The organism is Roseateles sp. AC306 (genome assembly GCF_979253795.1).
In genome coordinates this window covers 158,311-183,323 of record NZ_CEEDEB010000002.1, presented here as the reverse complement: position 1 = coordinate 183,323, position 25,013 = coordinate 158,311, and the positions used below count along the sequence as shown (strand labels likewise).

Annotated in this window: 19 protein-coding genes; 8 read left to right on the top strand and 11 right to left on the bottom strand. The window is 67.1% G+C overall.

Going from position 1 to position 25,013, the window contains the following annotated elements:
- Positions 1 to 15 precede the first annotated feature (15 nt).
- The 3 genes from AC0IZJ_RS05615 to AC0IZJ_RS05605 are packed head-to-tail and all read right to left on the bottom strand — an operon-like array spanning position 16 to position 2,443.
- Positions 16 to 900, bottom strand: coding sequence for an SDR family oxidoreductase (locus AC0IZJ_RS05615; RefSeq protein WP_471847524.1), 885 nt, complete (start codon positions 898 to 900; stop codon positions 16 to 18).
- Complete coding sequence (locus tag AC0IZJ_RS05610) at positions 897 to 1,424, bottom strand: GNAT family N-acetyltransferase (protein ID WP_471847522.1); 528 nt, start codon at positions 1,422 to 1,424, stop codon at positions 897 to 899. The genes AC0IZJ_RS05615 and AC0IZJ_RS05610 overlap by 4 nt, the downstream gene beginning before the upstream one ends.
- Positions 1,424 to 2,443: an NADP-dependent oxidoreductase gene (locus AC0IZJ_RS05605; RefSeq protein WP_471847520.1), complete on the bottom strand. Its 1,020-nt coding sequence runs from the start codon at positions 2,441 to 2,443 to the stop codon at positions 1,424 to 1,426. Before AC0IZJ_RS05605 ends, AC0IZJ_RS05610 begins: the two co-directional genes overlap by 1 nt.
- A gap of 30 nt (positions 2,444 to 2,473) precedes the next feature.
- On the opposite strand from AC0IZJ_RS05605, the gene AC0IZJ_RS05600 reads away from it, so the two are divergent.
- Positions 2,474 to 3,673 carry a hypothetical protein gene (locus tag AC0IZJ_RS05600; protein WP_471847518.1) on the top strand — a complete coding sequence of 400 codons (1,200 nt, stop codon included), beginning with the start codon at positions 2,474 to 2,476 and terminating at the stop codon, positions 3,671 to 3,673.
- Positions 3,670 to 4,698, top strand: coding sequence for a hypothetical protein (locus AC0IZJ_RS05595; protein WP_471847516.1), 1,029 nt, complete (start codon positions 3,670 to 3,672; stop codon positions 4,696 to 4,698). Before AC0IZJ_RS05600 ends, AC0IZJ_RS05595 begins: the two co-directional genes overlap by 4 nt.
- 30 nt (positions 4,699 to 4,728) lie before the next feature.
- Here the strand turns inward: AC0IZJ_RS05595 and kdgR are convergent, their stop codons facing one another.
- From kdgR to kduD, 6 genes are all read right to left on the bottom strand, one after another.
- Positions 4,729 to 5,535: a DNA-binding transcriptional regulator KdgR gene (gene kdgR, locus AC0IZJ_RS05590; RefSeq protein WP_471847514.1), complete on the bottom strand. Its 807-nt coding sequence runs from the start codon at positions 5,533 to 5,535 to the stop codon at positions 4,729 to 4,731.
- A 53-nt stretch (positions 5,536 to 5,588) separates the two neighbouring features.
- Positions 5,589 to 6,833 carry a pectate lyase family protein gene (locus AC0IZJ_RS05585; RefSeq protein WP_471847512.1) on the bottom strand — a complete coding sequence of 415 codons (1,245 nt, stop codon included), beginning with the start codon at positions 6,831 to 6,833 and terminating at the stop codon, positions 5,589 to 5,591.
- A 26-nt stretch (positions 6,834 to 6,859) separates the two neighbouring features.
- Positions 6,860 to 8,176 carry a pectate lyase family protein gene (locus AC0IZJ_RS05580; RefSeq protein WP_471847510.1) on the bottom strand — a complete coding sequence of 439 codons (1,317 nt, stop codon included), beginning with the start codon at positions 8,174 to 8,176 and terminating at the stop codon, positions 6,860 to 6,862.
- Positions 8,177 to 8,321: 145 nt separating this feature from the next.
- Positions 8,322 to 9,410, bottom strand: coding sequence for a pectinesterase family protein (locus tag AC0IZJ_RS05575; protein WP_471847508.1), 1,089 nt, complete (start codon positions 9,408 to 9,410; stop codon positions 8,322 to 8,324).
- Positions 9,407 to 10,588, bottom strand: a complete 1,182-nt coding sequence (locus AC0IZJ_RS05570; RefSeq protein ID WP_471847506.1) for an oligogalacturonate lyase family protein — start codon at positions 10,586 to 10,588, stop codon at positions 9,407 to 9,409. The genes AC0IZJ_RS05575 and AC0IZJ_RS05570 overlap by 4 nt, the downstream gene beginning before the upstream one ends.
- Positions 10,589 to 10,840: 252 nt before the next feature.
- On the bottom strand, positions 10,841 to 11,602 hold the full coding sequence (gene kduD, locus AC0IZJ_RS05565) for a 2-dehydro-3-deoxy-D-gluconate 5-dehydrogenase KduD (protein WP_471847504.1): 762 nt from the start codon (positions 11,600 to 11,602) through the stop codon (positions 10,841 to 10,843).
- Between the two features lie 522 nt (positions 11,603 to 12,124).
- Here kduD and AC0IZJ_RS05560 point away from each other — a divergent pair.
- The 6 genes from AC0IZJ_RS05560 (at position 12,125) to AC0IZJ_RS05535 (ending at position 23,898) form a co-directional block, all read left to right on the top strand.
- On the top strand, positions 12,125 to 15,061 hold the full coding sequence (locus AC0IZJ_RS05560; protein ID WP_471847502.1) for a TonB-dependent receptor: 2,937 nt from the start codon (positions 12,125 to 12,127) through the stop codon (positions 15,059 to 15,061).
- Between the two features lie 143 nt (positions 15,062 to 15,204).
- Positions 15,205 to 15,777: a PEP-CTERM sorting domain-containing protein gene (locus AC0IZJ_RS05555; protein WP_471847500.1), complete on the top strand. Its 573-nt coding sequence runs from the start codon at positions 15,205 to 15,207 to the stop codon at positions 15,775 to 15,777.
- Complete coding sequence (locus tag AC0IZJ_RS05550) at positions 15,774 to 18,581, top strand: pectinesterase family protein (protein ID WP_471847498.1); 2,808 nt, start codon at positions 15,774 to 15,776, stop codon at positions 18,579 to 18,581. The genes AC0IZJ_RS05555 and AC0IZJ_RS05550 overlap by 4 nt, the downstream gene beginning before the upstream one ends.
- Positions 18,582 to 18,668: 87 nt before the next feature.
- On the top strand, positions 18,669 to 21,563 hold the full coding sequence (locus tag AC0IZJ_RS05545; RefSeq protein ID WP_471847496.1) for a TonB-dependent receptor domain-containing protein: 2,895 nt from the start codon (positions 18,669 to 18,671) through the stop codon (positions 21,561 to 21,563).
- 73 nt (positions 21,564 to 21,636) lie between these two features.
- Positions 21,637 to 22,968, top strand: a complete 1,332-nt coding sequence (locus AC0IZJ_RS05540) for a pectate lyase family protein (protein WP_471847494.1) — start codon at positions 21,637 to 21,639, stop codon at positions 22,966 to 22,968.
- Positions 22,969 to 23,133: 165 nt separating this feature from the next.
- Entirely contained in the window at positions 23,134 to 23,898 is a 765-nt protein-coding gene (locus AC0IZJ_RS05535; RefSeq protein WP_471847492.1) for a rhamnogalacturonan acetylesterase, read from the top strand.
- A gap of 63 nt (positions 23,899 to 23,961) precedes the next feature.
- Here the strand turns inward: AC0IZJ_RS05535 and AC0IZJ_RS05530 are convergent, their stop codons facing one another.
- Positions 23,962 to 24,279, bottom strand: coding sequence for a hypothetical protein (locus AC0IZJ_RS05530; protein ID WP_471847490.1), 318 nt, complete (start codon positions 24,277 to 24,279; stop codon positions 23,962 to 23,964).
- A gap of 5 nt (positions 24,280 to 24,284) precedes the next feature.
- Positions 24,285 to 24,998: a penicillin-insensitive murein endopeptidase gene (locus AC0IZJ_RS05525; protein ID WP_471847488.1), complete on the bottom strand. Its 714-nt coding sequence runs from the start codon at positions 24,996 to 24,998 to the stop codon at positions 24,285 to 24,287.
- Positions 24,999 to 25,013: the final 15 nt, after the last annotated feature.

The following is a 25,013-nucleotide window of genomic DNA, read 5'->3' as shown; positions in this document are numbered from 1 at the left end:
AGCGCCGACTCGGGTTCACTCGGTGCGCAGCTTGGCTCGCAAGCTGGCGCCGATCTCGGGCCGGTCGACGAAGGCGTCGGTCGGATTGCGCAGCAGCACCACGTCTTCCAGCCGCGTCTGTACGCCGCGCAGGGCCTGCGGGTGGCTGAAGATGTAGAACTTGTTGTGGTCGACGGCGTCGAACACCATCGCCGCGACATCGGCGGCGGTCAGCTTGCCGGACGACACGGCCTTGTCGGACTGGGCCTGGGAGATGAGCTGGCTCTTGGTTGGCTTGGCGGCCGCCAGTTCGCTCGGCCGGTTGCGGTGGCTGCGGCTGATGCCGGTCGGCACGAAGAAGGGGCACAGCACCGAGGCGTGGACCTGCTCGGTGACGAGGGACAGGTCTTGATACAGCGTCTCCGACAGCGACACGACGGCATGCTTGGACACGTTGTAGACGCCCATGTTCGGTGCGTTCAACATGCCGGCCATCGAGGCCGTGTTGACGATGTGGCCTGAGTAGTTCGGGTCGGCCTGTGCTGCGGCCAGCATCATGGGAGTGAACAGGCGCACCCCGTGCACGACGCCCATCAGATTGACGCCCAGCACCCATTCCCAGTCGGCGAGCGTGTTCTCCCAGATCAGGCCGCCCGAGCCGACGCCGGCGTTGTTGAAGACGAAATGGGGCGCGCCGAAGCGGGCCTGCACGGCGTCCGCGAGGGCCTGCATCTGGTCTGCCTTGGCGACGTCGACAACGCGCGACAGCACCTCGACGTCCTTGAACTCGGCGGCCGCCTTTTCAAGCGCATCGGCCTGCACGTCGACGAGGACGAGGTTCATGCCGCGCGCGGCGGCGAGGCGGGCGGTTTCCAGGCCGAAGCCCGAGCCGGCGCCGGTGATCACAGCGGTCTTTTTCATGTGGTTTCCTGAGCCAGTGAAGGGCCGCCCCGAGCTGGCCCAACCCCCTCGGGGGGCTGAGGCGCATGCGCCGATTGGGGGCTGCGTTTCTGCATTTCCTGGTGGGGAATGCCGTCTTCCATGTATTGCTCGCCGATGGGCACGAAGCCGAAGCTGCCGTAGAAGCGCTCCAGGTGTGCCTGCGCATGCAGCGTGATGGCGTGACCGGGCCAAAGGCGTTCGCATTGCGCGACGGCCTCGGCCATCAGCACACGTCCCGTGCCGCCACCGCGGGCAGAGGGCGCGGTGACGACCCGGCCGATGAGGGCGTCGGGCGCCTTCAGCCCGGGTGGGATCAGCCGCACATAGGCCTTCAGCGCGCCGTCACCTTCAGTGCCGAGCAGGTGCAGCGTCAGCGGGTCCAGCCCGTCGATGTCGAGGAACACGCAGTTCTGCTCGACGACGAAGACCTGGGAGCGCAGCGCCAGCACGTCGTAGAGCTGCTGGACGCTCAGTTCATCAAATCGGACACAGGCCCAATTCATCAGATCAATTTGACAAGCTGCTTGCCGAAGTTCCTGCCCTTGAGCAGGCCCATGAAGGCTTCCGGTGCCGCGGCGATGCCATCGGCAACGGACTCGCGGTACTTCAGCTTGCCCGTGGCCACCAGCCCGCCGAGTTCCTTGAGCGCCTCGGGCCAGACCTCCATGTGCTCGGAGACGATGAAGCCCTCGACCTTCATTCGGTTGACGAGGATGAGCTGCGGCGCGGCCATCGGGATGGGCTGACCGTCGTAGCCGGAGATCATTCCGCACATCGCAATGCGGCTGAAGGCGTTGGCGCGCAGCAGGACGGCGTCCAGGATTATGCCGCCGACATTCTCGAAGTAGCCGTCGATGCCGCTCGGGCACTCGGCCTTCAGCGCGGCGGAAAGGGACCGCACATCGGCGTGCTGCTTGTAGTCGATGCAGGCGTCGAAGCCCAGTTCCTCGACGACATAACGGCATTTGTCCGCGCCACCCGCCAGGCCCACCGCACGGGCGCCGCGCGCCTTGGCAAGCTGGCCCACCACGCTGCCCACGGCACCGCTGGCCGCGCTGACGACGACCGTTTCACCGGCCTTGGGGTTGATGATCTTCACGAGGCCATACCAGGCCGTCACGCCGGGCATGCCGACGGGGCCAAGGTAGGCCGAGAGCGGAATGTGCGTCGTGTCGACCTTCTGCAGCACGCCGCGCTGGCTGGCGTCCACGGTCTGGAACTCCTGCCAGCCGCCCATGCCGACGACCTTGTCGCCGACGGTGAAGTGGTTGTTCTTCGACTCGACCACTTCGCCGACTGTGCCGCCGATCATGACCTCGTCCAGCGGCTGGGAGGCTGCGTAGCTCTTGCTCTCGTTCATGCGGCCGCGCATGTACGGGTCCAGGCTCAGGAAATGGTTGCGCACACGCACCTGGCCATCGGCCAGGGGGCTCAGTTCGGCCTCGACGAGGCGGAAGTTGTCGGGCGTGACCTCGCCCTTGGGGCGGGAGGCGAGGACGATCTGGCGGTTGGTCTGGGTCATGGCAGCTGCCTGTTCAATCAACAGCCGGCATTGAAGCACTGCGCGCCGGATCGCGCGCGTCCCAGGGGCGACAGCGCCGCTACCATCTGCCGGCTGGGCCGGCGATGGACCGTTCCACGGGGAGATCGAATGATGAAGACATGGGCGCAAGGGCTTGCCGCCCTGGCCTTGGGTTGCAGCCTTGCGGTGCAGGCTGCCGGATCGCAGGAGGACCAGGCCCGGCTGGAGGCGGCGAAGGGGGTGGTCGCGAGCTGGGCCGACGACGAATTCAAGCTGCCAGCCGGCCTGACCCTCGATGCCCCGCTGCGCGACCAGCTCGAAGCGCTGGCGTCAGCCCACCGTGAGCGCCTTGCCGTGTTGGCTGCAGGCTGGGTGGCCGAAGAGCTGCAGCACATCGACATGGGCAAGGAGGCCTGGGTCCTCGGCCGCAACGTCCTGGCCCGCTACATCAACGAGTCGGCGATCTGGCAGCTCGATTCGACCGGCGAGGCCTATGACGAACTGATGTTGCGCCAGGTCCGCCGGGCGGGCAATTGCCAGGCGGTCGACGGCAAACGCTCCTTCGGCGCGCTCGCCGCCACTCTGCAGGGCATGAATGCCGCCGACCGCGAACTGGCGCTGGCGGCCCAGCAGCAGATGCTGGCACGCTGGGGCCAGGTGCGCGCCATTCCCGAGCGCCCGCCGGTGTCGCTGCTGGAGCAGGGCCTGGCCGCGATGTCGCAGATGCGCGGCCCCAGGCCCGTGGAGGGCGAGCCCGCCGTCCCGCCCGTGCTGGCCTACAGCCTGCTGACGATGCCGCCGAAGGCGATGGCCCCGGACCTGCGTTGTGCGCTGGTGCGTTGGACCCTGTCCCGCGAGCAACACGCCAAGGCCAGCACGGCAGCGCAGATGACCTTGGCGCGCTATGCCTTGCTCGTCGATGCTGTGGCGCTGTTCCGGCATCGCATGGACACGGCCGTCGACGAGCATGGCTATTCGCGGATCGCCGCCAGGTTCGCCGTGGATGGCGATGTGACGGCGATCGGCAGGCTGCGGGCGAGCGGCCTCGGGCTGGACGACGCGCGCGTCGAGAAGCAGCAGGTCACCGTGCCTGGTGTCCGCGGTACCCGCGCGGTCGCGTTCGAGACCGTGTTCGACGAGCTCACGCTGGAGCGCGTCGACAAGATGCAGACCCGCGCCGGCAAGGGTGAATGGTCGGCCATTCCCTTCACATGGAAGATCACAAGATGAGGACGCGGATGTTGCAGGCCCTGCGGGCCGTGGTGCTGGTGATGGCGGTCGGGCCGGCGGCGGCCTGGACCGAAGACGTGGTCAAGGACGCCATCGCCGCCGGTGCCGAGCGCGCGATGTGGTGGGGCGACTTCGACGCGCTTGAGCAGCTTTATGTCGAAGCGCAGAAGAAGCCGCGGACGGCGCTGAATCCGTGGAACGGCCGCCATGCCGTGCAGTCGGTGCGTTCGGGGTTTTCGTCGGTCTTCAAGTACGACAAACTGAACGGCAGCTACTACCGCGAACTGGAGAAGATGACCGAGGGCTGGGCCCGCTCGCGGCCGGGCAGCGTGCTGGCCCAGCTCGTCTATGCGCGAGCCCTGTACGCCCATGCCTGGCATGTGCGCGGCAGCAGCTACTGGCAGAGCGTTCCCGCGCCAGCCAAGACCGAGTTCACCCGCTTGATTGCCAAGGCTGAGAAGCACCTCACCGACCGCGCGGAGCTGCTGATGGGTGACACGTCCACCCACATCTACCTCATTCTGATCGGCCGTTCCTCGGACTGGAGCTTCGAGCAGATGGAGGCGATTGCCGAGGATTCGCTGCGGCGCTCGCCTGCCGACGAGGATTCGCTGTACGAAGAACTCGTCACGCAGCTGATGCCCAAGTGGGGCGGCAACTGGGCCGACCTGCATCGCTACATCGAGAAGATCGACGCCCGTACCAAGGCACGGCGGGGGCATGAAAGCTATGCCCTGAGGTGGGCGGACGTGGCCAGCAGCTACGACGGCAGCATCTTCCAGGATCTGCGCGCCGACTGGCCGCGCATCAAGCAGGGCTACGAGAGCCTGGCGGCCAAGTTCGGGCATCCGCACTACGCGAACCGGCTCGCCTACCTCGCCTGTACCGCTCGCGCGCTACCGGCGGCACGCGCGGCGCTGGCCGAACTGGGCAATCGGGCTGACACCCAGTATTGGCGGGGCGGCGGTGCCGCCGGCACACAAAACTACGAAGCCTGCCTGCGCTGGGTCAACGAGAAGCCCTGACGGCCGGCGCAGGCGCGCGGGCTGCGGACCTCAGCCCGCCGTCTGGATCGGGTAGTTCGTGCAGCCCAGCTTCGCGGAGATGTCGCGGCTGGCAGCCTGCAGCATCTTGACGTACTCCGGCGCCTTGGCGATGTCGAAGCGGAAGGTCGGGAAGGACACGCTCATGCCGGCGATGGGCTGGCCGAGGCGGTCGAAGATGGGCACGCCCAGGCAGCGGATGTGGTCGTCGAATTCCTCGCGGTCCTCGCCGAAGCCCTGCGTCTTGACCGTCGCCAGTTCGGCCAGGAAGGCCGGGCGCTCGGTGATGGTCTTGTCGCGAAAGCGCTTGAATTCCGCGCCATCGAGGATGCGGTCGCGGCGCTCGGGGTGTTCCCAGGCCAGCAGCACCTTGCCGATGGCGGTGCAGTGCAGCGGCGCTCGGCGGCCGACGCGGGAGTACATGCCGAGCATGTGGCGCGAATCGACCTTGTGGATGTAGATGATCTCGCTGTCGATGAGGCTGCCCAGGTGGACGGTCTCGCCGGTGGCATCGGCCAGCATCTGCATGGGATGCTTGGCCAGGTCGACCAGGTCGGGCGAGGGCAGGGCCTTGGCGCCGATCTCGAACATGCGCATGGCCAGGCCGTAGCGTTCGCTGTCCGCCTCCTGGCGCACGTAGCCCAGGCTTTTCATCGTCTGCAGAAAGCGATAGACCGTTGCCTTGGGCATGGCCAGGCGCACGGACAGGTCCGTGATACCGATATCACTGCGTTCGCCCAGCGCGTTCAGGATGGCGAACACCTTGAGTACCGCCGCAACCGATTCCGGTTGCTTTGAATCGCCAATGTCTTCGTCCATCGTTTTGATTCTTTCGGGCGCTTGTTTCGGGATTCCCAGAGGCGGATTCTGACTCAGGCCAGCCGTGGCCCGGCAGCAGTGCGGATTTGCTCAACAAGACGATTGCGATCGGTCGGGCGCAGTGCAGCGGTGTCGTAGGCGTCCTCCGGGCGCCAGCCGACGTCGCCGGACAGCCGTTGCTGCAGGTCCACCGGGCGGCCGTTCAGAAGGCTGCCGCGGTCAACGAAGGTGCTGCCCTTCAAGACACGAATCAGCCGCTCGGGCGGGATGCTGGCCGGCAGCTCCCAGGTGTTGGACTCGCTGACGATGCGCGACTGCAGTCCTATGCCCAGCGAGTAGCCGAAGTCCTCGGCGTGGTCGGCGCTGAACAGGTTGGCCACCACATGCACGCGGCCGAAGCGCACGCGCGGTGTGCGCTCCTTGCAGGCATGGAAGTGGTTGTGGTGCAGCGTCACGCGCAGCTTGCCGTTGTCCGACGTCATGCTGTCGCTGTTGCCGATCAGCATGGTCTTGTCGTGCGCTTGCAAGCGGCACCAGGACACGGTGACGAGGTCGCTGCCATTGGTGATGTCGAGCAGGCCGTCGTGGTGCTGCACGCGCTGGCCCAGGCGAATGGGTTCGAGCTTGTCGGGGTGGCGTCCGTCGTCGAAGACGCAGTGGTCGACCCATACGCGCTCGGCGCCGCGCAGGGACAGCGCGTCGTACTCCGCATTCCACTCGCCGTGGCCGTTGTCGCGGGGTTCCCAGGCGGGGAAGTGGTCGTAGGCGTCCGAAAAGCGCAGGTCGCGGATGACGATGTTGCTGACCTTGTCCAGCAGCACCATGCCGTGTTCAAAGCCCGCGCCGGGCGCCGCGCCCAGCAGCGTCGTGTTGGACGGCAGGCGCACGATGGACACCTCGCCCTGGCGCTTCTCCGAGCGCTTGCGGGCGTCTTCCAGCGGACCCTTGGGGTCATCGCGACCCCAGGTGGCGGGGTCATAGGCGCGGTCGAAGGCATCGAAGCTGAACTCGGGGTCGCGGAAGGCCTCGACGCCGCCGGGGCAGAGGTCGATGAGCTTGTGCAGGCGGATGATCTTGGGCTTGTCGCCCAGGCGCAGCGCGGCGTTCAGGCCGGCGCGGTCGTGAACGTCGAAGACATGCTCGGGGACGGCCTTGGCGCCACCGGTCGTGGCACCGACGCCGGCCCAGCCGAGAGGGGCCTCGGCGAGAGCGTGCGGGGCGAGGCTGGCGCAGCCGCCGAGTGCTGAGAGGCCGCTGGTGGCGGCAAGGGCGAGGATGTGGCGGCGGTTCAGGGTCATGGGCGGTTGTGGCATTTGTTGACGGCTCAGGCCCGTTCGGGCCCGGCGCCTGCGCGGATCTGCTCGGCGAGACGATCAAGATCGGTGCTTCGCATCGGCGTGATGTCGTAGAAGTCTTCGGGCCGCCAGTTGACGTCGGCGGAGAGGCTTTCGCCGGCATGGGCTGCCCGCCAGGCCGCCAGCAGGTCGACGGCGAGGCCGTTGAACCGGTTGTCGCGGCCGGTGAAGGCGCTGCCGCCGAAGCGCTGGATCAACTGGCCGGCGCCTATGCCCGCAGGCAGCTGCCAGATGTTGGACTCGGCGATCAGCCGGGACTGGATGCCCACGCCGAGCGAATAGCCAAAGACCTCGGCCTGATCCGCGGTGAACAGATTGCTGGCGGCGTGGACGCGGCCATAGCGCACGCGCGGCGTGCGTTGCCCGCAGGCGTGGAAGTGGTTGTGGTGCAGCGTGACGCGCAGCTTGCCGTCGTCCGCTGTCAGCGCGTCGTTGTTGCCGATCAGCATGGCCTTGTCATGCGCCTGGAAGCGGCACCAGGAGACTGTGACGAGGTCGCTCTGGACCGTGATGTCGAGCAGGCCGTCGTGGTGCTGCACGGGGCGGCCCAGGCGCGTGGATGCGAGGGCGTCCGGGCGACTGCCGTCGTCGAAGTGGCAGTGGTCGACCCAGACGCGCTCGGCACCGGACACGGCGAGGTTGTCGTAGGCCGCGTTCCATTCGCCGTGGCCGTTGTCGCGGGGCTCCCAGGCAGGGAAGTGGTCGTAGGCGTCGGAGAAGCTCAGGTTGCGGATGACGACATTGCTGGCCCTGTCCAGCATGAGCGAGCCGCGCTGGAAGCCGGCGCCCGGCGCGGCGCCTTGCAGCGTCGTGTTGGAAGGGACGCGCAGGGTGATGGCCTCGGCCTGGCGCTGGGCGCTGCGGCGCCGGGCGTCCTCCAGGGGGCCACTGGGGTCGGCGCGGCCCCAGGTGGCGGGGTCGAAGGCCCGGTCGTAGGCCTCCGAATCGAAGGCCGGGTCGAGAAAAGCGCTGGCGTCCGCCGGCCCGAGATCGATGAGGCCGTGGATGCGGATGATCTTGGGCGCGCTGCCTGCCCGCAGCGCGGCGGCGAGGCCGGCGCGGTCGCTCACGTCGAAGGTGTGCTCGGGCAGGGCGCCCGTGCCGCCGGTCGTCTGCGCGACGCCCGCCCAGCCGAAAGGCGGTGTGGAGGCTGTGGGCACCACGGCCGCCGGCGCTGCTGCTGGCGTCGGCGCCGGCGCGGCCGCCCCTGAGCCGCCGCCGCAGCCGCCCAGCCACAACGGCGCGATGCCGGTCGTGGCCAGCAGGTCCCGGCGGGTCAAGGTCATCAGTGGCCTCTTCGGTCTTCGGCCTTGCCTGGCCGACGGATCGGCCAGTCGTTCGCCAGGCACGAGATGCCCTCAGGGCATCTCGTGTCCGGGCTCACTCCCGCCAAGCGGTATCGAGCGTGCTTGGAGCGGTCCTGCAGTGCGTTCATTGCTGGCGGTTGTTGAACTCGGTCAGGCGGGTGGCATCCGGCGCGCGGCGAGAGGTGCTGGCCGCCCAGTTGCCCACATGCGCGCCGATCTCGCTGTCGCGCACGACGGCCATGCCGTTGGGGCTGGTGCCGGCGGTCCAGGTGCCGGCTTTCACGCCTGCGTCCCAGGCGCGGCCGATAGACGCGCTGCCGGGCGCCAGGCCGGGTTCGCCCACCAGGCGGCTGTGGGTCACGAGAAAGCCCTGGGTCAGGTCCGGTGCCGTGCTGGGCGCCAGCACGATGCCGCCCTGGCCTGGCTTGCGGCGGTTGGCACGGCTGAGGATGGTGCTGTGCTCGATGACCAGCGTCGCGCTGCCGAAGATGAAGTCCACGTCGCCGGCGATGAGGCTGTGGCGGATCAACTGGCGGGCGGGCGCGTCCGGCGTGCGGCGCTTGACGTAGAGCGTGTCTTGATGGCCCAGCAGGCGCACGCCCTCGAGATGGATGCGGTCGCCCATCAGCGTCAGCGCCACGGCCTGCGCGCCGCCGCTTTCGCCCACGCCAGACGGGTAGGCCTCGCCACGGCGCACGCCGTCCATCGCGTCGTTGGCGACGGTCAGCGAGATGAGCTGCACGTCGTTGCTCTGCACCAGCATGCTGGTGCTGCCGCTGGTGCCTATGGTCGTTTTGCCCAACTCTGGCCAGCAGGGGTGGGCGGCTTCGTTCTCGCCCTTGGGCTTGCCGGAGAAGCGGTTGTCGACCAGCACGACGGCGGCGGCGTCCAGCGCCGAGCCGATCAAGGCCAGCGGCGCCTTGTCCTTGATGCAGAGGGGGCCCCGGTAGGTGCCTGGCTGGATGTGAATGACCCAGCGTTTGTCGTCCTTGCCTTGATCAGGCACCTTGTTGATGGCCGCCTGGACGGATTCGCCGGACTTGACGACGAAGTCGGGCGGCGCCGCGCCGAGGTCGGCCAGCGGCGCCGGTTTCCAATCGCCGAGGTAGGCGGCCGTCGTGTGTGCGGCGGCCTGTTCGGGCGTGAGTTGCGGGCGTTGGCCGTGCGCCGCTGTCATCGCCAGCGCGCAGGCCACGGCCAGCGCGAGCTTCACAGGTCGGCCAGGTAGAGGGCTGGCTCGACGCCGCTGTCGCGCTCCTTGTCGCAGCTGAACAGCACCTGCTTGTTGTCCGGCGTGAAGCTCGGGTGCGGGTGGGTGACCTGGCGGTTGTCCTTGTAGACGTCCCAGCCGCTGTCATGCCGCGCAATCTTCCGAATGATCGGCCGCGTCGTGCCGGCCTTCAGGTCGAAGAGGTGCAGATAGGGGTCGCCCACCAGCATCGCGTTGCTGGCCGTGCTGTCGTGGCTGACCTTGCCCACGCCGTCGCCGACGATCAGGGTGCCGTCGTGGTTGCTCATCAGGTGCGAGCACTGCGGCATGGCCGTCAGCAGCTTGTTCTCCAGCGTGACCGGGTCCAGGCTGTAGATCCAGCGCTCGGGCGACTTCACGTTGTAGCTGACGTAGATCATCGCGCTGCCGTCCGGCACCCAGAACTCGTGCGTGCAGCTTTCGCCGTCGAGGTGTTCCTTGCCGCAGCGGCGGTTCGTGCCGTCCTCGTTGATGAACCACATGCGCGCGTCGATGAGGTCGTGCGGGCCTTCGTGGCAATAGGCGACGGTGTTGTCGTCGAAGGGTCGGTACTGCGGATGGCCGAGCCAACCGCGCTGTTCGAGGATGACCGTGCGCTTGCCCGTGGCTAGGTCGACGCTGAACAGGCGGCACAGCGGCCGCTTGTGGAACATCTCGTTGAACTTCTGCCAGGTGTTCAGCGGGAACCAGTCATCGGCCGAGATCTCGATGCCGACCATCTTGGTGCAGGCGCTGTTGGACACCCAGGTGCCGTAGCCGACCCAGCCGTCCGGCACGACGTAGGCGACTTCTTCCTTCAGCGTGGCGAGTTCCAGGCGGATCAAGTTGCGGTCGCCGCGCACGAAGTAGACGAAGCGGTCATCGGGGCTCATGAAGGCACCGAAGGTGTTCTCGCCAGCGCCGTCGGTCAGCTGGATGGCGGTCTGCGAGGGCAGGTCCAGCAGGTGCAGGTTCCAGTTGGGGCTGGGCTGTGGGCCGAACTCGCCGCCGAACATCAGCTTGGAGCCGTCGTTCGTGAAGCACTTCTGATAGAAGTAGTTGCGGTGGCAGGTGACATCGGGCGGCGTCAGGCGCGTGACGCGGGCGCCGGTGTCGGGGTCCTCGCGGGTGAGGAATTCAAACTTGCGTTCGGTGGATTTCATGGCTGAACCTCGTTCGGCAGTACGGCGCAAGAATTTTGCGGGCCGAGCGCCGGGCCGCTCCCAAGCCGGCCCGCGCTGGCGATGTGCGAGCGGCTCAATGCCGAAAGCATCGGCGCCCCTCGGGAGCTGAGGCCGGACACGATAAGTCCTGGGACTTGTCGTGCCTGCCGAAGAGCAGCCGCTCAGCGGCTGCGCAGTCTGCAAGACCGACCAGGCTCGCCGCGTTCAGCCGGCGAGCCTGGGCGAGGGGCTTCATCTGGCCAGCCAGCCGCCGTCGACAGCGATGGTGTAGCCGTTGACATAGTCAGAAGCGGTCGAAGCCAGGAACACGACGGGGCCGGCCAGGTCTTCGGGCTTGCCCCAGCGGCCAGCCGGGATGCGCTCGAGGATGGCGCTGTTGCGCTGCTCGTCGGCGCGCAGCGCTGCGGTGTTGTTGGTGGCCATGTAGCCCGGGGCGATGGCGTTCACATTGATGCCGTGCGCCGCCCACTCGTTGGCCATCAGGCGCGTGATGCCCATGACGCCGCTCTTGCTGGCCGTGTACGAGGGCACGCGCACGCCGCCTTGGAAGCTCAGCATCGACGCGATGTTGATGATCTTGCCGCCCTTGCCCTGGGCAATGAAGGCCTTGGCCACGGCCTGCGACAGGAAGAACACCGACTTCAGGTTCAGGTCCATGACGTCGTCCCAGTCCGCCTCGGTGAACTTGATGGCGTCTTCGCGGCGAATGATGCCGGCGTTGTTGACCAGGATGTGCACCTCGCCGTTCAGCGCCTTGGCCTGGGCGATCAGGTCGGGGATGCAGCTGATGTCGCCCAGGTTGGCGCGCAGGTCCAGGAAGCGGCGGCCCAGGGCCTCGACGCCGGCCTTGGTCTCGTCAGGCTCGGAGACGTTGACGCCGACGACGTCGGCACCGGCCTGGGCCAGTGCCAGCGCCATGCCCTGGCCGAGGCCCGTGTTGCAGCCGGTCACGATGGCCGTCTTGCCGGCCAGATTGAAGTTCTGAAGAACCATGTCTTTGTCCAAGGTGCATGTGCACCAGTTGCGTCAGGGGAACACGGCCTGACTCGAATCACGTCCGCCGTGAACTTGTTGCGGTATGTGAAGGAGTCTTGCGGAGCGTTGCCGTGTTTGGATCGTTAGAGTTGAAACGCGGTTCCAAATTTCGGTTGAACGAAGCTTAGGCCACTTGAGATGTGTTGCGGAATCATGGTTTCTATTTAGTGAACCACTGTTCCGATTTTGCCATCTTCCCCCTATCATCGTCCACAAGCCATCCCCAGGAACACACAGGTGAGCTGCTTTGCGCTCATGACGAACATGGCGCTGAACGACGGCGCCGACCGTGTCTGGCCAGTTTTCCCTCGCTGCGGCGCCTATTCGTAGGCGTCGAGGCACAGCCGGCGCTCGCACTACAGCGAAGCCGGTTTGAGAAATTGACGGGTGCCCTGCGTGCGCCCCGTAACCCGCCCTACCCAAGACCCCCAGAGCTGCCAGCGCAGACGCGCCCAGGCGGCCTCGCACCAGGAGACCTTCATGCCCGCATTCCGTCCGTCCCGCCGCCTGGCTCTTCGTCCAGTGGCACTGGCCGTCACCCTCATCGCCGCACCCGCCTGGGCCCAAGAGGCCGCAGCGCCCGCCGCTCAACTCGAGACCGTCACGGTCACGGGCATCCGTGCCTCGCTGGAGAGTGCACTCAACGCCAAGCGCCAGGACAAGGGCATCGTCGATGTCATCAAGGCCGAGGACATGGGCAAGTTCCCGGACACCAACCTCGCCGAGTCCCTGCAGCGCATCCCTGGCGTCGTCATTGACCGCGACGCTGGCGAAGGCCGCAACATCACCGTGCGTGGCCTGGGCGGCGACTTCGCCCGCACCCGCATCAACGGCATCGAGGCCCTGGCCACCACCGGCGGCACCGACAGCTCCGGCGGCGCCAACCGCACCCGTGCCTTCGACTTCAACGTCTTCGCGGCCGACCTCTTCAACTCGCTGACCGTGCGCAAGAGCAGCTCGGCCGACGTGGACGAAGGCTCGCTGGGCGCCACCATCGACCTGCAGACCGCGCGCCCCTTCGACATGAAGAAGTTCGCGGCCGCCGTGTCGGTCAAGGGCACCTACAACCAGCTCGCCGGCACGACCACGCCGAAGACCGCATTCCTGATCTCCAACACCTTCGCCGACAAGAAGATCGGCGTCCTGTTGTCGGGCGCTTACTCGCAGCGCAAGGTCTATGAAGAGGGCTTCAGCACCGTGCGCTGGGACAACGGTCCGTCCAGCGGCAATACTTTCAGCGGCTGGTGCCCCCCGCAAGGCGTGACGACCAACCTGCCGACCGGCTCGACCGCCACCACCTGCGGCCCGGCTGCACAGGGCGTGGCCCGCCTGCCCAACACGCCTGCCAACCTGGCCGCCTACAACACGGCCTCGCTGGCCACCAATTTCCACCCGCGCCTGCCGCGCTACGGCCGCCTGACGCATGACCAGTCCCGCCTGGGCCTGACCGGTTCCATCCAGGTGCGCCCGTCCGACACGACCCTGATGACCTTCGACATGCTGTACAGCAAGCTCGAAGCCACCCGCCAGGAAGACTTCCTGGAAGCCATCTCCTTCAGCCGCGCGCTGTCGGCCGGCGGCAAGCAGCAGACCAGCGTCGTCGAGGCCGAATTCGCGCCCAGCGGCCAGATGGTCTATGGCAAGTTCAACGGGGTGGACATCCGTTCCGAATCTCGCTTCGACAAGCTCAGCACGGAGTTCAGCCAGCCGACGCTGACGGTCGAACAGGAGATCGGCGAGTCCGTCAAGGTCACGCTGCGCGCCGGCCGCGCCAAATCGCGTTTCAACAACCCGATCCAGACCACCACCACGCTGGACGCGCCCAACGTCGACGGCTATGTGTTTGACGCCCGTGGCAACGACCGCGCACCGCTGCTGAGCTACGGCAACCTCAACCCCAGCGATGCCAGCGGCGGCTTCAAGATCTACGGCGTGCCGGTCGGCCAGACCGCCATCACCAACTTCACGCCCAGCGAGGTCCGCCTCCGTCCCAACGGCGTGACCAACCGTCAGGACGTCGCCACCGCCGACGTGGCGTGGGAAGTCATCCCCGACGCACTGACCATCAAGGGCGGTGTCAGCTACAAGCAATTCACGTTCACCAGCTACGACTTCCGTCGCACGGTCGAAACGATGAACACGCTGCCGGCCAGTGTCATTCCGAACAGCCTGGTGTCGACAGTGGACGGCTTCGGCAAGGGTCAGAACCTGCCGGCCGGCTCGGTGACCTCGTGGGTCATCCCCAACCTGGACGCCATCGCCAGCGCCTATGACATCTACTGCAACTGCCTGAAGACTGGCCCGGCCGGCGGCCCGGGCGACTACCGGCTGACCTCCATCACCAACGGCGCCGGCCGGGGCGGCAACCGCGCCATCACCGAAACCGACAGCGGCACCTGGCTGATGGCCGACTTCGAGACCAAGCTCGGCGGCCTGCCGGTGCGCGGCAACGTCGGCACGCGCTATGTGAAGACGGCCATCGTCGCCAGCGGCTACCTGGCCACCGGCGGCGGCAGCCTCGTCACGGCCTCGCGTCAGTACAGCGACTGGCTGCCTTCCATCAACCTGGCCACCAACCTCAGCAAGGACCTGATCGTTCGCGCCGCGGCGGCCAAGGTCATGTCGCGTCCGCCGCTGCAGAACCTGAACCCGGGTGGCACGCTCAGCGCCACCGGCACGCTGAGCTACACCGGCGGCAACCCGGCGCTGGACCCCTTCCGCGCCACCACGCTGGACGCCAGCGCCGAGTGGTACCACGCCAAGAACGCCTTCATCGGCCTGGGCGTGTTCCAGAAGAACATCAAGAGCTATGTGCTGACGCAGGTCCGCAACGTTCCGTACAACCAGACGGGCCTGCCGATGTCGTCGTTGCCGAGCAACTTCACCGGCGACGAAATCTTCGCGGTCAGCGCGCCGGTCAATACGCCGGGCGGCAAGCTGCAGGGCTTCGAAGTCAACATCCAGCAGCCCTTCACCTTCCTGCCGGGCATCGGCAAGAACTTCGGCATGCTGGCCAACTTCACGCAGGTGAAGTCCAAGATGGACTATGTGCTGTCGCCGGCCATCGGTGCAGCCACCGTGCGTGAAGACCTGGTCAACCTGTCGCCGCGCTCCTGGAACCTGTCGGTCTACTACGACGACGGCACCTTCAGCGGCCGCGTGTCCAGCTCGGCTCGCTCGGCTTTCCTGACCACCATCCCGGCCGGCAACAACCAGGACGTGGCGGGCAAGAACAAGACCTTCAACGTCGACCTGTCGATGAGCTACAAGATCAACAAGCAGCTTGAAGTCACGTTCGAAGCCGCCAACCTGACCAACCAGGCGAACGACCAGTTCATCTCGCGTGCAATGAACAACGTGGTGGTGAACAACTACACCGGCCGCGAGTTCATCATCGGCGGCCGCTACAAGTTCTAAGGCGACAAGCGCCTGGATAAAGCAAAGGGCGCAGACCTACGTCTGTGCCCTTTTTTGCTTGCGGAACCCTGCAGGTCTCCGCCTTCAAGAAGTGCCGGCTGCCGCCCATCGCGGCGGGCCAGGCCTCAGCCAACGGAGACAGCATGAAGACATTCAAGACCCTGGCGGTCATCGCCGCCGCATGCCTGGGCAGCGCCGCTGCGTGGGGCGCCAGCGGCCTGCCGGCCGGTACCGTCATCACGGGCCAGGTCAACGGCGCCAGCACGACACTGCTGGGACTGGACCATCTCTTCGAGGATGAGGCCGGCAGCAACGTCACCGCACTGGCGGCTGCCGACCTCGAGTTCCTCACCGGCGACGCCAATGTCGGTATCGACTTCTTCGCCGATGGCCGCGTGCAGTTCTGGAACAACAGCGGCGCCGCCAGTCTGGGCGGCAACTACAGCTTCACCTTCAGCTTTGCAGGCCTGGGCCAGCCCCTTGCCAGCTTTGTGTCGCTGGACCTGAGCGAGGTCAACGGCGGCAACGTCAGCCTGCTGCTCGTGGATGACCACACCGTCAGCCTCACGCTGACCAACCTCAGCTTCTCCGACGCCTACGGCAGCTTCACCACGCAGCTCAACGTCAGCGCCGTGCCCGAGCCGGCCAGCCTTGTGCTGATGGGCGCCGGCCTCGGCCTGCTGGCCCTGCGCCGCGGGAAGAGGGTCACCGCATGAAGGCCGTCCAACGCTTCAGCGGCATCGCCGCGCTGCTGGCGCTGAGCCTGCCGGCCTTCGCCCTCGACGCCGCTCAGCAGGCCGCCCCTGCCGATGGCTGGGGTGCCGGCACCGTTGGCGGCAGCGCCGCCACGCCCGAGCACATCTACACCGTGCGCAACCGCGCCGAACTGCTGAACGCCATCGCCAACGGCGGCAATGCGGCCAAGATCATCAAGGTGGCCGGCACCATCGACATGACCGAGGGCACGCCCTTCGCGACGACCGCCGACCAGAAAGTGCGCGCCCGCGTGCGCCTGCCCAGCAACACCACGCTGATCGGCGAGGGCCCCGGCGCCGGCTTAGTCAACGCCTGGCTGGACATCACCAGCGTCAGCCAGGTCATCGTGCGCAACCTGCACATCGTCGCGCCCTGCGATGTCGGCCCGGTCTGGGACCCGACCGACGGCGCACTGGGCAACTGGAACTCCGCCTACGACGCCATCGGCATCGTCACGGCGACCCAGGTCTGGATCGACCGCAACACCATCACCGACGCACCGGTCACCGACGACACGCTGCCGGTCGAGAACGGCAAGACCCGGCAGTGCCACGACGGTGCCATCGACATCACCAAGGGCGCCGACCTCATCACCGTCTCCTACAACGTCGTCACCGCGCATGACAAGAGCATGCTGATCGGCGGCTCCGACAGCCAGACCAGCGATGCCGGCAAGCTGCGCATCACCATTGCCAACAACGTCTTCAGCGGCGTGACCCAGCGCGTGCCGCGCGTGCGCTTCGGCCAGGTCCACGTCTTCAACAACTACTTCGTCGGCAGCAAGACGGCCAGCCCCTACCCGCATTCGTACAGCATCGGCGTGGGCAAGGCGAGCAACGTGCTTTCGCAAGCCAATGTCTTCGCCATCGACGGCGCGAGCGGCTGCAACAGCGTCGTCGTCTACGCCAGCTCCGACCACACCGGCGTCTTCCAGGACAGCGGATCCACCGTCAACGGCGCGCCGCTCGGCGCCTGCACCGTGGTGTCTGGCACGGCCTTCACGCCCAGCTATGTCTTCAAGCCGCGGCCCGTGGCCCTCGTCAAGGCCAACGCGCTGGCCCAGGCCGGGGCTGGCAAGCTGACGACGCAGATCAGCGGCAGCGGCAATGTCGACAACGTGGCCGGCACCAAGGTGCCCGCCGCCAACGAGAGCGGCGTGCACACCGACACGCGCCTGTCGCTGTCCTTCGATGCGCCGCCGGCCATTGGCACGGCCGGCAAGATCAGCGTCTGGCGCGCCAGCGACGATGTGCTCGTCGACAGCATCGACCTCAGCAACGCGCCCTCCGCCGGCGACACGCAGACGGTGCTCGCACGCACCAACCTCGAGATCGACGCGCTGGGCCTGGGTGCCATGCCCGACGGCGCCACCTTTGCGCGTTATGTCTGGTACCGGCCGGTCAGCGTCAAGGGCAGCACGGCCTCGGTCAAGCTGCACAGCAACAAGCTCGACTTCGGCACCGCCTACTACGTGACGATGGACGCCACCGTGCTGGCCGGCACCATCAAGGGCGCCAGCTTTGCCGGCATCAGCAAGGCCGACAACTGGAAGTTCACGACACGCGCCGCACCGGCGAGCTACACCGAGCTCAGCGTGGACGACAGCGGCTCGGCCGCCCACTTCCGCACGCTGCAGGGCGCGCTGAACTGGGTCATGAAGAACTGCTCAACCAACAGCCCGGCCGCCAACGGCTGCAACACGGTGGCCACGCCCAAGGTCATCACGCTGGGCAATGGCAGCTATCCCGAGCTGAATGTGCTGCGCAAGGTGTCCAACCTCAGCATCGTCGGCGAGAGCCGCGACGGCGTGGTGGTGGGCGACGTGAACTTCGAGTCGCTCAACGCCGGCAGCGGCGCCAGCAGCGCGTCGGCCGGCACAGCCCTCAGCACCTCGGGCAAGACGGTGGGCCACCGCGTGCTCGGCGGCGGCCGTGCGGCCTTTCTCATCGAGACGGCCGACCTGCTGACGCTGCAGAACTTCACGCTGAAGAACCCGCACGAGCGCAGCACCAGCTGGGACAACCAGGCCGAGACGATCTACTTCAACACCGGCACCACCGCCGCAGCGGCGCGGCTGGTCGCCAGGCAGATGGCCTTCTTCAGCCAGCAGGACACGCTGCAGCTCAAGGGCTACAACTGGTTCTACCAGTCGCTGATCGCCGGCAACGTCGACTTCATCTGGGGCAGCGTCATGGCCAGCCTGTTCGAGGACTGCGAGATCCGCTCCGTGGCCGACACGGGCGGCAGCTCGCCCGGCTATGTGCTGCAGTCGCGCGCCACGGCAGGCGACAAGGGCTTCGTCTTCCTCAACAGCACGCTCACCGCCGACCCCGGCGTGCAGGCCTACCTGGCCCGCAGCGGCGGCACCACGGCCACGACCTACACCGACAACATCGCCTTCGTGAACACGAAGATGGGTTCGCACATCCTGCCTGTCGGCTGGTGTGTCGGCACCGGCACGAGCAAGACCGGCGTGGGCACGGGCACCTGCGGCAGCAACCCGCCGCCGTGGTCCGGCACGGCTGACGGCGCGGCGACCGACACGGCCGGCTGGCGCGAGTTCGGCAGCATGGACCTGAACGGCTCGCCGCTGGACGTCAGTGCGCGCCTGGGCCTGGCCTCGGTCAAGGTCAACAACGTGGCGACCAACCTGCAGCTCGCCAAGCCGCTGGCCTCGCCCGCCGGGCTGACGACGCGAGCCGACATCTTCCAGAAATCGACCATTGCCACCGGCGCGCCCGGTGGCTGGGTGCCAGCACCCTGAACCCATTGAGGCAAGCGCCCGGCCGCGTACAGACCCGGCCGGCGCAACCCACAGAACCAGCCATCAAGTTCCAAGGAGACAGCAACGATGACCGTCCACAGCAAGCCTTCTCGCGCCCGCCTCAGCCTCTGCGCTGCCGCCGTGCTCACCCTCGTCAACAGCGCCCAGGCCCAGAGCGAGACGCCCACGCCGACGGCGGTCATCGAGCGCATCCAGGTGACGGGCTCTTCCATCAAGCGCCTGGCCGGCGAGACGGCGCTGCCGGTCTCGACGGTCAAGGCGGAGGAGCTGGAAGCGCGCGGCCACACCGAGCTGAAGGACCTGGTGCTGGAGATGCCGCAGTCCCAATCGCTGGGTACCAATGCCGGCGCGGCCGGCCCGGTGCTGAACCTGCGCGGCCTGGGACCGATGCGCACGCTGACGCTGCTGAACGGCCGCCGCATGGCCAACGAGCCGCTGCAGGACCAGTACATCTCCGTCAACGTGATCCCACGCATCGCGATGGAGCGCGCCGAGACGCTGCGTGACGGCGCCTCGTCCATCTACGGCTCCGACGCCATTGGCGGCGTGCAGAACTTCCTGACCTACAACACGTTCAAGGGCGCCAAGATCAAGTTCGAGCAGAACTCGCCAGAGAGGGGAAGCCACGGCGCCACCCATTCGCTGGGGGTCATCGGCGGCATCGGCGACCTGGCCGCCGACGGCTGGAATGTCTATGGCGCATTCGACTACCAGACCAAGTCGGCGCTGTTCCAGGGCGACCGCCCGGAGCTGTACGACGGCTCGGCGCTGAATCAGCTGGGCCTGCTGGTCGCGCCGAGCAACAAGAACCAGAGCCCCGCGGCCAACTGGGGTCGCACGGCCACCAACAACACCGACTTCAATTCCAGCTTCGCAACCGGCTGCGTCGCCCCCTATTCGCTGCCCACGCTGGGTGCCAACAGCGTGGCCACGCCGGCCACCTATTCGCCCGGCTGCTATCGCGATCCGAACTTCTACACCGCGGTCACGGACGGCAGCCAGATCAAGAACCTGTTTGGCAAGGCCACGATGAACCTGGGCCAGGGCCACCGCGTCAGCGCGGAGGTGGTGCACGCGGACTTCACGGTCGAGAAGTACCGGGGCATGCAGTTGCCCAGCTCCAACGAGCCGTTCACGTACTACACCATCCCGTCGACGAGCAAGTTCTATCCTGGCAAGGGCATCACGCCGCTGGTCAACGTGACTGGCAACGCCCTCACCAGCCGCACGCAGTACATCGACGCCGTCAAGACGCCCGGCACGCCGGTGCCCATCAACCTGAACAACCTACCGGTCTTCTTCCAGTGGGGCCCAGGCGAGCTGGGTTCGGCCTACCGCAACGACCAGCAGCTCAGCGACCGCGTCGTGCTCAGCGCCGAAGGCAGCGTCTTCAATTGGGACTACCGCGTCGGCCTGAACTACGGCCACTCCACGCGCAACACCGCGACCGGCGGCGGCTACATCCTGTACAGCAAGGCACAGCAGGGCTTCACCAACGGCATCCTGAACCCCTTCGGCGCGCAGGACGCTGCGGGCCTGGAGTACCTGAAAAGCATCGAGCTGCGCGACTACGTCTACCGCAAGAACGAGGCCTTCAACAAGGCCGTCGATGCGACGCTGACCCGCGAGCTGATGGAGCTGGGCGGCGGGCCGCTGACCGTGGCCATCTCCGGCGAACTGCGCCGCGACTCGGCCCGCGTCAGCGCGGCACCGCTCGACCACGTCGCCAAGCTGCCCAACGGCAGCTACAACATCAGCAGCGCCGGTGTCGTCAACAAGGACGACATCGTCGGCGAGAACCCGACCGGTGTGGCCGCCGGGCTGCATCGCAACATCCGTTCTGCCGTCATCGAGCTGGATGCACCGCTGACCAAGGTCTGGAGCATCAACGGCGCCGTGCGCTCCGACACCTACAGCGACCTCAAGACCACGACGGTCAACCCCAAGCTGTCGGTGCGTTTCCAGCCGACCGCGGAGATCATGCTGCGCGCCTCGGCGAACACGGGCTTCCGCGCGCCGTCCATCATGGACATCCAGAACCCGACGCCGGAAGTGCGCCAAGTCGCGATGGACGACCCGGTGCTGTGCCCCAGCGCGACCCCGCTCACCACCAACACTGGCACCCCGGTCGCGGGCTTCACGGCGCAGCAGGTCTGCAACGTGACGACCGACTACTGGACCAAGTCGCCCGACAACAGCTTCCTCAAGCCCGAGGAGTCCAAGGGCTGGGCCGTGGGCGGCGCCTTCGAGCCGGTGCGCGGTCTGCTGGTCACGGTGGACTACTGGGGCATCAAGCTGAACAACGTGCTGGGTGCGCTGACGCTCGCCGAGGTGCAGCAGCAGCCCGCCAAGTACGCGGCCAACATCCTGCGCAAGGCCGACGGCACGATCGACCACATCCTGACCAGCCAGGCCAACCGCGGCGACATGGACATGCGCGGCCTGGACATCGCGGCCACGTACCAGCTGAAGACCGCTGACTACGGCATCTTCAACTTCAAGCTCGACGGCACCTATTACGACAAGTACTCGTTCTCCATCGAGAAGGGCGGCGAGATGCTGGATGACGTCGGCATCCTGACCAACGATGCACGCTACACAGGCCCCAACATCGGCCTGGCCACCACGCAGCAGATCGTCTACCGCTGGAAGCACACCGCCTCGGTGAACTGGCGCCTGGGCAGGCTGTCGACGCAGCTGTCGCAGCGCTATAGCAGCGGCCTGACCGATCTGACCCCGCGCGCCGGCTCCAGCTACACCGACGTGAAGCCCTACAAGCAGTACAACCTGAGCGTCGCCTATGGTTTCACCAAGGACCTGAAGATGATGGTGGGCATCAACAACCTGACCAACGTGTACCCGGTGCTGACGGCCAACAGCAACTACAACGGCTACCTCACCAGCGGTGCCGACGTGTTGGGCCGCAGCTATCGCTTCAGCTTCGAATACAACTTCTTCTGAGCAGCCGGAGTCCACGGTGCGCAAGCGGCTGACCGGCCCTTGCGCACCCGTCGCATTTCAAGCACTTCGAACCATGACCCTCAAGACCCTTGCCCTGTCCGCGCTGGCCCTGGCCGGCATGCTGCCCTTCCATGCCGGAGCTGCCGACTCCGTGCCGGCTGGTGCACCGTCGGCCTCTGCCGGCATCGTCACCCGTGGCTGGACGGCCACCCAGGGCGGCCGTGGCGGCCGCATCATCAAGGTCACGACGCTGGCCGCCTCGGGCCCCGGCAGCCTGAAGGAAGCCATCGAGGCCAGCGGCCCGCGCATCGTCGTCTTCGAGGTGGGCGGCGTCATTGACATGGGCGGCCAGCCGCTCAAGATCACGCAGCCTTTCCTGACGCTGGCCGGCCAGACCGCGCCCGACCCGGGCATTCACATCCTCAAGGCCGAGACGACGATCTCCACGCATGACGTCGTTATCCAGCACCTGAGTTTCCGGCCGGGCGAGTTCGGCCGGCCCAAGAAGGGCGGCGGCGACCAGGACGGCATCTCCGGCATCGGCGGCGCCCACGACGTCATCGTCGACCACTGCAGCTTCTCCTGGGCGACCGACGAGAACCTGTCGGCCAGCGGCCCGCGCTTCGAGGGCAAGACGCCTGAAGACTGGCGCCAGGCGACGTCCCACCGCATGACCTACAGCCACAACCTCATCTACGAGGGGCTGGGCAATTCGGTGCACGAGAAGGGCGAGCACAGCAAGGGCTCGCTGATCCACGACAACACCAGCGGCGTCTTGATTTACGGCAACGTCTACGTGTCCAACCGCCAGCGCAACGCCCTCTTCAAGGGCGGCGCTCAGGGGGCGATGGTCAACAACTACATCTTCAACCCGGGCGACCGCGCGGTGCACTACAACCTGCTCGCCAACGAGTGGACGGGCCAGCCCTGGCAGATCGGCCGCCTGACGCTGGTCGGCAACGCGCTGCGCCATGGTCCGAGCACGGTGGTGGGCACGCCCTTCTTCACCATGCTGGGCCAGGGCGACCTGGAGCTCTTCCTGGCCGACAACATCGCCCACGACGCGCAGGGCAAGCCGGTCGGCCTGATGGGCAGCAATGCGCAGACGACCGGCAAGGTCATCGCCGTGCAGCAGCCGACGCTGCCGCCCAACCTGCCGGCGCTACGCCCCGCCGCGGCACTCGCGCAGGAGCTGCCGCCGCTGGTCGGCGCCCGCCCGTGGGCGCGTGACCCGCTGGACGCGAAGCTGCTGGCCGACATGGCTCAGGGCAAGGGCAAGCTGATCGACTCCGAGGTCGAGAACGCGCTCGGCTATCCGCGCCATGCGCCGACCCGCCGCGCGTTCAAAACGGAGGACTGGAACCTCGACGACATGAGCCCCAAGGCCGGTTGGCCGAAGCTGTGAGCCCCTCGCCCAATCTCGCGCCGCTGAACGCGGCCGTGCCTAGTCGGTCCCCCTGGGGGACGGCGATGCTCGCGGCGTTGAGCCGCGAGCACATCGCCATCGCGGGCCGGCTTGGGAGCGGCCCGGCGCTCGGCCCGAAACGCGGAATGCACTACTGAGATGAAGATGAAGCAACTCCTGCCCCTGATCGCCGCCGGCCTGTGCCTGACGGCTGTGGCCCAGACGCCCGCACCCGCCGCCTCTGCCCCCAAGGCCGGCGAGACGACCACCAACGTCGCCACCGGCCCGCGCCTGATCCTCGTCGGCGACTCGACGATGGCGCCGCGCAGTGGCTACGGCAACGCGCTGTGCGCGCGCGTCCAACAGGTCGCCTGCATCAACCTCGCGCGTGGTGGTCGCTCCAGCAGGAGCTTCCGTGCCGAAGGCCTGTGGGACACGGTGCTGACGCTGCTCAACGAGCGTGGCGAGACCGGCCAGAAGCAAAAGACGCTGGTGCTGATCCAGTTCGGCCACAACGACCAGCCCGGCAAGCCCGGCCGCTCGACCGACTTCGCCACCGAGTTCAGCCCCAACATGGCCGGCTACGTGAGGGAAGTGAAAGCCGTTGGCGCTGAGGTTGTGCTCGTCACGCCGCTGACCCGCCGCACCTTCAAGGGCGGTGAACTGCCGAACGACCTGCGCCCCTGGGCCGAGTCCATCCTCAAGGTGGGCGCGGAGCAGGGCGTTCCGGTGCTGGACCTGAACGCCATCAGCCACGCCGCCGTGGCTGCCATGGGCCAGCCGGCCGCGGACACGCTGGCCGAGGCGCCGCCGCGCTTCGACCGTACCCACCTGGGCCCCAAGGGCGCGGCGCTGTTCTCGGAACAGGTGCTGGAAGGTTTGCTGAAGATCAAGCCGGAGCTGGTGGGCGCGAAGACGCTGGCACCCTGAGGCACCCGGTGGCGCCGCCCATCGGGGCCAGCACAGTTGAAGATCTCGCGCACAAGGGGCGGGTCAGCAGCCTGTTCGCGCTGACGTCTCTTCCACGCAATTGTGGTGCGGCAGCAGCACGAAACTGACTGCGAGCAACAGAACGCCGAGGGCGGCTCGCCAGGGCCATACCAGGCGCTTCATCACCAGGGCTGATCCGGTCAACGTGGCAAGGCAGGTGATGACCCACACCAGAGCGGTCAGTGCGTAGACGCTGGTAACGCGGCCGAACAGGACGGTGATCAGAAAAGCCAAGGTGAGCGCTGCGGCCAACGCGCCAACACCGGCGATCACGTGGACAACGGCCTTCAGTGCGCGCGTGGCGACGGACGATTGGCTCATGGCATTCAATTCAAAGCCTTGCATGGCAAGCCGAAATCGACGTGGTAATGCTCGTCATGCCGCACCCAGGGCTTGCCCTTCATGGAGTTCAGATGCCGCCGCAGGTAGTCGCCACGCGGCGTGGCCAACAGCTTGGGCAGGAAGGGCTTGTCGACGATGACCAGCGCCAGGTCGGTGCCACGTTCGGCCGCCATGCGGTGCAGCTGGTAGAGATGCTCGGCCATTGCCGCAAAGTCGATGCGGTACTCACCCCAGCGGCCGCTGTCGTCGAACTCGATGTCGTAGCCGAATCGCTCACCCACTGGCGTGGGCAGGGGCACGGACTTGCCGCTCGCATCGCGCACCGGCACGAAGAAGTCGACCGACAGGCCGTTCTGGTGCGAGCGATGCGGGCGGAAGCGCCCGCCTGTCGGCCAGCCCGTCTCGCCGTAGACGTAGCGCACGTCGGGCATCTGCTTGGCCAGCTCGGCATAGGCCGCAGTGACGATCTCAGCCACCTTGGCATGCACATGCGTGCGGCCCAGCGATACGCCGAGGCCGCTGTAGGGCGAGAAGTTGGAGCCGCTGGCGGGCAGCGCGACGCTGGCGTCGATGCGGCCCTGGCTGGTGGTGCCAAAGCATTGGCTGTCGGCGGCCTGGGCCGTCGTGGTCAGCGCCATCAATGAAAGGGCGGCTATGCCCAGGCGCTTCACCAAAGCTGCCCTCTCTGAGTCAGCCACGTCGTTGTCTCTGCC